This window comes from Sphaerospermopsis aphanizomenoides BCCUSP55 (assembly GCF_001586785.1).
GTDB lineage: Bacteria > Cyanobacteriota > Cyanobacteriia > Cyanobacteriales > Nostocaceae > Sphaerospermopsis_A > Sphaerospermopsis_A aphanizomenoides_A.
On record NZ_LUFH02000159.1, the window covers coordinates 1 to 8,819 of the forward strand.

Genomic DNA, 8,819 nt, shown 5'->3' on the forward strand with positions numbered 1-8,819 from the left:
CCCCTGCTACCCCTGCCTCCCCTGCCTACTCCTCTGCTGGTAACGGGAAAGTTTCACCTGCTAAATAAGCGTCAAAATTCTTTTGGAAATACAACCAAGAAGTCATATCTTCCCCATCTAAAAAGGCTGTTGGTGCTTGCTTGTACAAAGGAACTCGATTATTGATTTCTGATTGTAGCAGTGGAGGTAATTCTGTAAAACTGCGAACCTTGCCACCTGTAGCACTATAAATCAGATAACCAGGGCGTTGTTCCATTTTCATCCACGGCAACCATTGACCGATTCTATCCCAACTGAGTTTGAGTTGAGTGACAGAATTTAATTCAGAATTAACTAAATCCGCACTGGGTACGGTAATTTTAAATAATTCTGCGGCTTGATAATTTGTAGATGGACAGTATGGGGCAAATTGGGGATCTTCTGCCAAAGGATTGGGATAATCAGGAAACAAATCAAAAATAAAAGTGGTATTTTCACCTTCCACTGTCACAGGCAATTTACCTTTAAACTTTCCTTGCACCGGACTATTAGCAACGTGCATCACAGGAACAGTTTCCCCAGTCCAAGGATTCTCCCATTTTCGCACAATCTCATCCGTTTCTGGGTTGAGGTAATAAGTCAATTCTCTGGAGGTAAAGTCCCAACGTCCCTCAGCAGTGGGAATACACCGACTCACACTCATGCCCAAAATTTTAAATAATAGTTGTCGCTTTTCGTTGGGGACAAAGCTATAAATTTTTCCTGTCCAAACTAAAAATGTAGATTCTTCAGGGTCTAGGGAAGAACGAGTTTTCACCCATTGTTGGGCATCAACTTCTTGGATATGACCTACCATTTGCTGTTTCCTTATTCTGCAAAAATTGATAATAAAAAATGGAAAGTAGAAAATTAATTCTCCTTCAAGGGTAGAGGATTAAAAGTAAGACAAGGTTTTTGTTGTTATTTTTCTGTTAAAATAGAGTTTTAAACCAAATTAATTAATTATCAATTGTCAATTGTCAATTGTCAATTAAATTCCACCAAAGTCCAAAAATATCCATCTGGGGCAACAAAAGAAAAACTCTTTTCTCCAAACTCATTAGTTGTAATTTTAGTAAATCTTTGTACATTACTTGCTCTAATTTTATCAAAATAAGTGTCTATGCTCTGAACGCGATAGGTGTAAAGGCACATTCCTAAACTACCTGGTTGGGCTAATGTAAAGTGTGATTCTAAGTTAATATTCTCTGGAAACCTGACTATATACAGTCTACCACTGCGTGCTGCCATCCAGTTAGTTTTAGAAGAACGGGGGTCATCAAAAGCAGTAACTATAAATTTTTCCCCTGGTTGAAGATCAAAAAAATCTCGACCAGCAAAGGAAGATTCATAACTAGTTTCTACATCGTCACGAACTCGTAACAAACCTAAAACTTCTTCATAAAATTTCAAAGTTTGTTTACTGTCATCTTGAACAATTAACCCCAGATGGGTAAACTGACTGCTGCTAAAAACTGCATGATGATTGATTTTCCCATAATCAGGCATCACATAGCCAAAACGTTGAAATAACACTTGTCTGGTCAAGGGTTGCAGTAACATCATTTCTCTTACACCAACCGCAGCATCTACAAATGGTTGGCTTTTGCGTTCTTTGTTGTAAATCACTTCCCAGTAAGGGTAGGTGTAGCGGATAGTCATACCCTGGCTTTTAGCATTTTCCGCATGGTTTAAGATTCCTAACAAATCAGTAGTTAAAGCAGTACCCCAGCGATTACCTTTAACTTTCATGGAACTGATGCCTAAACCTTGATTTATAGGCTGTTGCCAAGTCATTAATCTAATTAAACCATGATCTGCATCTTGATGCTCAAGACGAATAGCTTTCAATGAGGAATTTACGCCATATAATTGGTAAGCTGTCTCGGCATTTAATTCTCCTACTTGCCCAATACGATAGCCAAATTGTTGCCAATATTGAATTGCTAAAATTGGCTCTGTTACGCCAATACATACTTCATAAATACCTTCAATACCTGTTGTTGTTGATTGAGTCATAACAAATTAAATTTTAGTAAATCACAAAGTTAGTAAATCCATTTTTTAATTAATTGAAACTGGGTGTGAGGTGTGGGGGAATAACCTGTCACCTGTCACCTGTCACCTGTCACCTGTTCCCTGTCACCTGTTCCCTGTCACCTGTTCCCTGTCACCTGTCACCTGTTCCCTGTCACCTGTCACCTGTCACCTGTCACACTTTGTAAATTATGCCAAATCATGAGCGATCGCTAACTAAATATGATGCTGTGCTGTTAAATAAAATAGCCTCTCAGGTCTGCCAAGCAATTATTACTATTCAACAACAACAGCCAGAATTTTTACTAGAAAAGTACAGAAAAATTCAATGGCAAAATCACTCTAATCAAGCTGCTTTAATTACCAAGTTTACAGAGTTACTTAGCCAAGCTCAAAGTTGGGATGAATTAAACCAAAAACTTCAATCATACTTGAAAGCTTTACTTGTACCTGCTGCCTTAGATTTACCCATTTTATCAGAATTAATCGCCAATCTTCACCAGCAAAATTCCGTAATCTCTGAATTCAATGGTTCGGTAAATTCTCAGTCTATCACCTCTTTAGTAACAGCAGGAATTACAGTTTTACTTTTAGATGCCGAAAATTTACAAATTAATCCCTACACAGAAAAGTTTTTGGCAACAGTTTGTTATTATCCTGTGCAAGTTAAAATAGCTTTTGCTAACTGGAGTAATCGCGGTAAATTAGATGTGGAATTACACGAACGTGGTTATGATTTGATTCATGTTCCCGCAGGTAGAGATAATGCAGACGGAAAAATGATTGCTTTTGGTTCTGCTATTCATGAACGTTACCCCAATGCTAAAGAGGTTTTGGTTTGTTCTTCCGATAAAGTCATGACTAATTTATGCAACAATTTACAACAACATGGTTTAATAGTATATCAAGTTAGTCAACATGGAGAAAATATCAATATCTTTAATAATTCTACAGGAGAAACTACTGTACACAGCATTAAACCTCTACCAGAAATGCCTTCTCTAGAGCAATTTATTCGGCAAATCAAAACCTTAATCAAAGAGGAGCAACAACAGACTGGTAGTTACTGGATTAAACTTTCTCAAATATCTAAGTTATACAAAAACAAATATCAATTAAATTTTATTCAGATTGTTGCTAGATATATACCTAGTAAAAAACCTAGGGATCTGTTTCTTAACTATCCAGCAGATTTAGTGACTCATCAAATTGATGATCATGCCGAATTATATTTAACTGTTTTTGATCAGAAACTAGTTGGTTTAACCAATAATATTGAAAACTCTGATCCAGTGATCAAACAAAATGCTTCTGATTCATTATCTATTATTAATTCTCCACAGGATTTAGAACTAGCACTAAAAAATATTCTGTCAGAATTAACCACAACATCTAACCAAGGTAACTTTGATATTAGTATCTTAGCAACTCTATTTAAGCACAAGTATGGTAAACCGATAACTGACCAAATCAAAGAATTAAAAATTGGTGGAAATTACCTCAATTTTTTACAATCTTGCACTTCTTTTCAAGTCAAACACAGAGGTAATAAATGGGAAATAAGTAAATTAAATTCTCCTGATTTTCCATTGACTTCCTTATCTATTATTCGTTCTCCAGCGGATTTAGAATTAGCCCTGCTTAACATTCTCAGAACATCAATAAATGAATCAGGAAATTCATATCTGGATATTAGTATTTTAGGCACTAAATTTCAGCAACAATATGGTAAATCCATCAGTGAGCAAATCAAAGCATTAAAAATTAGAGGTGGGTACAGGAAATTTTTACAGTCTTGTAATTATTTTAAACTACAACAATCAGGCAAAAAAAGGGAAGTAGCTATGCAAGTAATCAAAAATTAAAAATTAAAAATTAAAAATTAAAAGTATGCCTAAATTGTAGGGTGGGTTATAGCAATGCTTAACACACCATATTTCTCAGTGCATTACGGCTAATTTTCACTCTCTCAAACTCCTAAATCCTTTTATAACCGACAACACACCCTACTTAAATATTTACTCCTGAACTCTTTATTTCTCCCACGAAATCAGAAAGACTTGTATATACTAAATAATGTTGTGTAAATAAATGTAAAGATAGTGATGCAGGATAAAGTTATTCTCATTGTTGGTGCTACTGGCGGTATTGGGTCAGCCCTAGCACGTCAACTAGCACCCACGGGGGCAAAATTGGTACTAGCTGCTAGAAATGAAGCCAATTTAGCAACATTAGCAGGTGAGTTATCAGGGGAAGTGTTAACTGTCTCTACAGATATTACTCAACCTGAACAAGTAAACGCATTGATACAAGCAACTTTAGCGCGGTTTGGACAAATTGATGTGTTAGTTAATGCTGCTGGTATGGGTATTCTCAAACCCTACAACAGTATAGAACCAGCAGAGTTAGAGCAGATTTTAGATTTGAATTTAAAAGGTTGCTTTTATACTACTAAAGCAGCAGCCCAAGAAATGCAAAAACGTAAATCTGGTCATATCTGTAATGTAGTCGGAATTTTAGGTAAGCACTCAATGGGGATGGCTGCGGCTTATTCTGCGTCTAAATTTGGTGTTGTGGGTTTTAGTAAGTCTATGGCTGAGGAACTCAAACGCTTTGGTGTTAAGTTCACTCTTTTCTATTTTGGTGGGGTAGATTCTCCTTTTTGGGACAATGTAACCTTAAAGGTAGACCGGACAAAAATGTTAAGTTGTAAAACTGCGGCTAATGCTATTTTCTATGCTTTATCTGCTGAACCTCAAGCTGTACCAATGGAAATTAATATTCAACCAGATAGTCATCTGTTTTTCTAAAAATCGCTATGATTTAGCAGTAGTCAGCAGTAAATTATTTTGGCGTAAGGAGTTGTGATTAAATTTGTACTTTATTAACCTGCTATATGTTGTCAAATTTGACATGACTCCTGAATTCTTACAATTGTCAATTGTCAATTGTCAATTGTCAATTGTCAATTATCAATTATCAATTATCAATTGTCAATTATCACTTATGCTTCAAATTGATCACGTTCACTTCTATGTAGAAGATGCCCAAAAGTGGCGAGATTGGTTTGTCAATTATCTCGGGTTTCAAACATCAGTAAATTCTATTTTTCTTGGTAACATCAATCAGGAAAAATCCTTTCATACTCACACCGAAGTTGTAAAAAATGGAGACATTTATTTTTTGCTTTCTTCACCTTTATTACCTACAAGCCCAGTAGCTGAGTTTTTACGTCATCACCCTCCTGGTGTGGCAGATATAGCTTTTGCCGTGGCAGATTTGGAAGCATTAATAGCCAGAGTTATCATTCATGGTGCAAAAATTCTTCAACCTATTCAAAATGCTATATCTTACAAATATGCGAAAATTGCTGCTTGGGGTGGTTTGACTCATACATTGATTGAAAGAAATGCGGTAACGGGAGAAGATAAAAATACAAATCAAGTCAAAATTAAAGAACTTTTACCTGCGGTTGCTAATCACCCATTACCCTATACTTTTACAGTTATAGATCATGTGGTTTTAAATGTGGAAGTTGGTGATTTAGAAGCTGCTGTGCGTTGGTATCAAACAATCTTTGATTTTCAACCCCAACAAAGTTTTAAAATTCAAACTGATCGCTCGGCTTTACATAGTCAAGTGATGATTTCTGCTAATGGTAGAATACAATTACCAATAAATGAGCCGGCTTCTCCTAATTCCCAAATTCAAGAATTTTTACAGGTGAATAGAGGTGCAGGAATTCAACATATTGCTTTAAGCACACCAAATATAATTAGTGCGATCGCTCGTTTTCGTGCTGCTGGTCTATCTTTCCTCTCTGTTCCTCAAAGCTATTACTCAAAATTACAACAGCGGTTAGAATTCCTTTTATCATCCTCAGAACTACAAGCGATCGCACAACAAGAAATATTAGTTGATTATCAAAAAGATGCGCCTAAAGGCGCTTTATTATTACAAATTTTCACTCAGCCAATTTTCGACGAACCGACTTTTTTCTTTGAGTTTATTGAACGTCGTTCTCAAGCTTCTGGTTTTGGTGAAGGTAATTTTCGGGCTTTGTTTGAAGCAATTGAAAGCGAACAAGTTAAACGCGGATTCGTTAGTGGTTATTAAAATAGGGAATAGTAAAGCAGTTTGAAAGCCTTTTATTTATTGTATGGCTTTGTTCTTAAGTTTTGTACATCATTTACCTCAAATCTGCTGTATTTCTCCAAGAAAAAACCCTGGCGAAACTAACCAGGGCGAGTAGGAGAAATAAGAATGACGATTAAATACCAATACCGAAGCGAAAAAATTGAGTTAAAACATATTAGCTAACACCAAGGGCAATCAAAACAACAGCAGTAACGAATAAAGTGGCAATTGCACCTTGGAAAAAATAGCGGTTTTGTTGTTCTTGTGTAGGATATTCAGCGTAGTAAAGCTGAGGTTCATTAGCGTAGTTGTTGAGGATTCCTTGTTCGTTAACTGTGGTGTACATGATGTTTTTCTTTGGGTTTTTTACTTTATGTAAACAAATATAACAAGTTTGTTACAAAATGTCAATAGGACTTGACAGAAAATTAACAATAGTATCTATAAGAGTTGCTTATCTGGTAAACAATGCCGAGGAGGAGGTTTGTTTCTGATGTTGCAGGAATTTCAACCGCATACTTTAGAGGACAGACAATGCCTACCTTACGCAATAATCAGGTTTGTAGATGTTTGTGTTGTCAATAAGATCATCATTAAAACCCCAAAATATTGTTAATATAAAAATGCTTATTTATGCTTATTTAGGATTTGATGAAGCAATAATAAGTTTGCTTTTTGTCAAGTCTAAAAACGTTTATAATAAAAGTCCAAAAAATTAGCAGCTTACAAACTGATTGTAAACTGCTAAATGTTTCTTGATTTTTAATTTAAATGGGCAGTACCAGACTCGAACTGATGACATCCTGCTTGTAAGGCAGGCGCTCTACCAACTGAGCTAACCGCCCGTGTTTTCATCACTTTCTTAATATAGCACAGACTTTTAAAATTTTGCAAGGGTTTGGAGAAAAATTTTTTTGCAGGTTAGATGCAGGTTGTCAGCTATACTGACTCAATACCATTTTGGATTTTAGATTTTGGATCTTAGATTGTGAAAGTCTTGATATATCAGCTTTTTATCTTGCTTTATGTCGCAGTCATTTTGCAAATAGGTATCAGTATTAGATTTTGACTTTTAACTTTTGACTTTTGACTTATAAAATATGCCCTCTGGTCAGACACACGATCGCATTACTATCTGGTCTTTGCCATTGGTGGCAGCTGTGACTTTGGTTTCCACTCGTAGCAGTAATGTGACGTTGTTGGTGGCGGGTGGGTTTATGTTTGGGGGGCTGATGTTTGGCCCAGACTTAGATATTTATTCCCGTCAGTTTCAGCGTTGGGGGTTTCTGCGTTGGGTGTGGCTTCCTTATCAAAAAAGTTTGCGCCACCGTTCTTTTTTATCCCACGGTCCAATTATTGGCACGACGTTACGAGTAGTGTATCTGACTACTTTTTTGGCGTTTGTGGCGATTTTGCTGTTGGTGGTTTTCGCTAAGTTGGGTAATGTGGCTTTGAACTGGGGGGATGTGTGGCGAAGTGTGGGGCGGACTATATCTATATATTATGGGGAATTTTTCGCTTTGTTTGTGGGGTTTGAACTGGGTGCAATGAGTCATTCCCTCAGTGATTGGACTGGTTCTGCTTACAAACGTTTCCAAAAGCAGGGCATTCAGGGGTTGTTGCCTCATGGCAAAATTAAGAAGCGTAAATCGACGCGGGGTGTAAAGACCGTGAGAAAACGCAGAGGTACGCAGAGGTAAGCGCAGCGAAAAGTTCCTCGAAGCCGGGTTTCCCGGCGTAGGAAACTTTTCAAGACAGAGGTACGCGGAGGTTTTATGGCAGATAATCAAACTTTGGTGGCGTTACAGGAATTAATTGATGTGGTGGCGAAGTTGCGATCGCCTGATGGTGGTTGTCCTTGGGATTTGGCACAAACTCCTGAAAGTCTTACTCCATACATAATTGAGGAGGCTTATGAGGTGGTAGACGCGATTCAATCTGGGGATAAAAAGGCGATCGCCGAAGAATTAGGAGATTTATTGTTACAGGTAGTGTTACAAGCGCAAATTGCTAGTGAAGTCAGTGATTTTTCTCTGCAAGAAGTAGCTGAAGGAATTTCTCAAAAGTTAATTCGTCGTCATCCTCATGTTTTTGGCGACGTGACGGTAGAAAATGTGGACGAGGTACGCCAAAACTGGGAAACCATCAAAGCTGCTGAAAAGGGAGAAACACTAGAGGCGCAAAAACTTAGTGATAAACTCAATCGTTATCGTCGCAGTCTTCCTCCCTTAAATGCAGCGATGAAGATTTCTCAAAAGGCTGCTAGTGTTGGGTTTGAGTGGACAAATGTTGATGAAGTTTGGGGCAAATTTCATGAGGAGTTAGGGGAATTTCAACAGGCTTTAGCTGAGGAAACCCCAGAACGTCAAGAATCAGAATTAGGCGATTTACTATTTGCCATTATTCAACTTGCTAGATGGCATAATCTTGACCCCAGCGCAGGTTTACAAGGTACAAGTTTACGATTTATTCAACGTCTGCAAAAAATGGAGGATGTTATGGATCGTCCGCTGACAGATTATAGCTTGGAAGAATTAGATGCACTTTGGCAACAAGCTAAAGCTAAGTTAGCGAAAGAGTAATGTAAGGGTGTGGGGTGTGGGGGAATAAGAGGCAGGGGAGGCAGG

Annotated in this window: 8 protein-coding genes and 1 tRNA gene; 5 read left to right on the plus strand and 4 right to left on the minus strand. The window is 37.4% G+C overall.

Going from position 1 to position 8,819, the window contains the following annotated elements; genetic code table 11:
* Window positions 1-25 precede the first annotated feature (25 nt).
* Together A0J48_RS25060 and A0J48_RS25065 are read right to left on the minus strand one after the other, a co-directional pair.
* A complete protein-coding gene (locus tag A0J48_RS25060; protein ID WP_200327295.1) occupies window positions 26-835 on the minus strand; it encodes a DUF1838 domain-containing protein in 810 nt (269 codons plus the stop codon).
* Window positions 836-1,005: 170 nt separating this feature from the next.
* Complete coding sequence (locus A0J48_RS25065) at window positions 1,006-2,037, minus strand: VOC family protein (RefSeq protein WP_200327296.1); 1,032 nt, start codon at window positions 2,035-2,037, stop codon at window positions 1,006-1,008.
* Window positions 2,038-2,246: 209 nt separating this feature from the next.
* On the opposite strand from A0J48_RS25065, the gene A0J48_RS25070 reads away from it, so the two are divergent.
* The 3 genes from A0J48_RS25070 (at window position 2,247) to hppD (ending at window position 6,171) form a co-directional block, all read left to right on the plus strand.
* The gene (locus A0J48_RS25070; RefSeq protein ID WP_200327297.1) at window positions 2,247-3,920 is read left to right on the plus strand and encodes an NYN domain-containing protein; all 1,674 of its coding nucleotides are present in this window, start codon (window positions 2,247-2,249) and stop codon (window positions 3,918-3,920) included.
* A gap of 240 nt (window positions 3,921-4,160) precedes the next feature.
* Entirely contained in the window at window positions 4,161-4,865 is a 705-nt protein-coding gene (locus tag A0J48_RS25075) for an SDR family oxidoreductase (protein ID WP_200327298.1), read from the plus strand.
* Window positions 4,866-5,061: 196 nt separating this feature from the next.
* Window positions 5,062-6,171 (plus strand): 4-hydroxyphenylpyruvate dioxygenase, encoded by a 1,110-nt coding sequence (gene hppD, locus A0J48_RS25080; RefSeq protein ID WP_200327299.1) that lies wholly within the window; start codon window positions 5,062-5,064, stop codon window positions 6,169-6,171.
* A 196-nt stretch (window positions 6,172-6,367) separates the two neighbouring features.
* Here hppD and psb34 read toward each other — a convergent pair whose 3' ends face one another.
* A complete protein-coding gene (gene psb34, locus A0J48_RS25085) occupies window positions 6,368-6,538 on the minus strand; it encodes a photosystem II assembly protein Psb34 (RefSeq protein ID WP_200327300.1) in 171 nt (56 codons plus the stop codon).
* Window positions 6,539-6,964: 426 nt separating this feature from the next.
* A tRNA-Val gene (locus A0J48_RS25090) sits at window positions 6,965-7,037 on the minus strand.
* A gap of 255 nt (window positions 7,038-7,292) precedes the next feature.
* Here A0J48_RS25090 and A0J48_RS25095 point away from each other — a divergent pair.
* Together A0J48_RS25095 and mazG are read left to right on the plus strand one after the other, a co-directional pair.
* Window positions 7,293-7,892 carry a metal-binding protein gene (locus A0J48_RS25095; protein WP_200327301.1) on the plus strand — a complete coding sequence of 200 codons (600 nt, stop codon included), beginning with the start codon at window positions 7,293-7,295 and terminating at the stop codon, window positions 7,890-7,892.
* A 75-nt stretch (window positions 7,893-7,967) separates the two neighbouring features.
* On the plus strand, window positions 7,968-8,774 hold the full coding sequence (mazG, locus tag A0J48_RS25100; protein WP_200327302.1) for a nucleoside triphosphate pyrophosphohydrolase: 807 nt from the start codon (window positions 7,968-7,970) through the stop codon (window positions 8,772-8,774).
* Window positions 8,775-8,819 lie beyond the last annotated feature (45 nt).